This window comes from Bacillus thermozeamaize (assembly GCA_002159075.1).
GTDB classification, from domain to species: Bacteria; Bacillota; Bacilli; order ZCTH02-B2; family ZCTH02-B2; genus Bacillus_BB; species Bacillus_BB thermozeamaize.
The window spans coordinates 1-2,186 of the sequence record LZRT01000014.1; the positions used below are offsets into that span (position 1 = coordinate 1).

General features: G+C 53.6%; 1 protein-coding gene. It reads right to left on the minus strand.

The features are described 5' to 3' along the window. Positions 1 to 378 precede the first annotated feature (378 nt). On the minus strand, positions 379 to 2,043 hold the full coding sequence (locus tag BAA01_00505; GenBank protein ID OUM90554.1) for a transposase: 1,665 nt from the start codon (positions 2,041 to 2,043) through the stop codon (positions 379 to 381). Positions 2,044 to 2,186 lie beyond the last annotated feature (143 nt).

The following is a 2,186-nucleotide window of genomic DNA, read 5'->3' on the forward strand; positions in this document are numbered from 1 at the left end:
ACCCACCTTTGGCCGCGAACCTTGGGGTGGGTTCTTACTTTCTCTTGTAGTTATTCCCGATGTAGGTTAAAAGTGCAATGACAAAGCTGCCGAAAAGAATCATGAGGGTAATTGCATCTTTCAACTCCATGGTATCACCTCCTTTCGAAGGGATACCATGCCCACCCAAGATTCAATTGTACGATCCTATTATACCAACTTTATCCTCTTTATTAAAGAACATTTGTTCGGTTGTTCATGGTCTTTTGGTTTTTATTCTCGCGATAATACCGTCCCGAGTTCGACAGTCGGTAGATGCACAAACCGCCACAAGCCCAAGTGGGACAAGGGATGCGGCGGTTGTGGGTAACCGCATGTGGTGCCTACCTTTTTTGGCAGTCAGGAGAGCGAAATGTCCCCTATTTGCTTGGGTTCTGCGATTTGCAAGGCTGAAACAAAGGCCCGATTTTCGTCCGTTAATTCCGTCCGTTGTCGTAGCTTTCCGGCATCCAATCGGTATTCCACCAGATGCAATGTCTGCATGAGCGAACGAATCTCGCGCCACGTTTGGCCGGTCTGGTTTTCTGCAATCCGGATAAGCATTAAGGCCAGCCAGCAAAGCAGGACATGTGCGCGAATCCGTTCTTCTTTTCGGTGGTAGACCGGCCTCAGTTCCAACGATTGCTTCAGTGTGCGAAACGCGGCTTCCACCTGAAGCAACTGTTTGTATCCGAGTGCCACATCCTCCGCGGACAACGTGTCGTCTGAGGTACGCAGCAAGTACTTGCCGTCCAGATGTTCCATCGCTTTGATAGCCGCCAGATCGATCCGCAGATTGCCGCGTTTGTCGGTCTTGAGATAACGTTTGTACGTCGGGTGGCTGTGCAGACGACAGTGGGCCTTGGTATGCGCTTCGCCGTCCAGTTCCTTTAACCGGGCAAGCTCCGTGCGCAGCCGCTCTAGATGCGCTTCGCGTCGGGCGGCATCCCGCCTGGCTTCTTCCGGATTGCGGACGAGCACGTATCGCTTGCGCGCTTCGCCATCTCCCACGACGATTTCCTTGACTTCCAAATTGTGGCGGATCGTTTTGAATCGTCCTGGATGTGCCAGTGCCGCTTCCACTGCTGGCTTGCCCGACGTCATTTTCTCCCCGGCAATGTAGTGACCACCGCTCTGCTGCAGCACGCGCAGATTGTCTTCGGAGGAGAAACCGCGGTCGACGACGGTAATCACGCGCCCAAGTTTCCACCCGATCAGATCTTTCTTCACCTGCGGCACCACGTTCATATCCGACGTATTGCCCGGCCATACCCAACAGCGAATCGGGATGCCATCACGCGTCACCGCGAAACCGATGACCACCTGCGGAAGGTCGGGGCGGTGATCTTTCGAATAACCGGTTTTGCGAAAATCGTCTCCGTCGTTCTCTTCCGTTTCAAAATACGTGGAGGTCGTGTCGAAGAACAACAGATCGACTTCCAGGTTGAGCAAATCCGCAACCGTATGGAACACTTCGCGCTGAATGCTTTCTTCCGACTCGAGCAGAAAATCCATTGCCCGGTAGCCATGCTGCACGTCAAACGCCGGAAGGTTCGGGATGACTACTTCACGATCCACCCAATCTTCCATGGCCAACTTGCTGCTGGGTGCCAGCGCCCGGTTGGCCACCATAGCAAAGATGGCGCGCTCCACCGGCATGCGATATTCCCGGTCGGCAAGCCGTCGTGTAATCGCTTCGCCGATACCAAGCTTCTTCCACAGTTGATCGAGCAACCACACACCGCCCAGCGAACGACTGCTGAGCAGCGTGACCGATGCGGATGACGGTGAGGATGGAGAAGGCGCCTGCGATTCACCCACAAAGCGGTGAATGCTGGCGGCAAGGCGCTTTAAGCCTTCCATGTCCAGTTCGTCAGCGCGGCCGAAATGGTACAGGACTTTCGCTTGCGGCGTTCCGGTCACCGGATTTCGCACATTATGGGCAAGCTGGACGTAACGGGTGACCGAACCATTTTTGTTTTTACGAGAGATCGTTCGTATGTACATATCTACATGGTAGCGTATATACTACAAGAAATGCGATAGTGTCCCGTCAAGTGGTGGAAATTCCGCTATAGAGACGTACACCTAATTTTACTTCTGTAATACAGCCACTGGTTCTAGCGGTTGAACGGTTTTGCCGGCAAGTTGCGCCATGGACTCCAGGC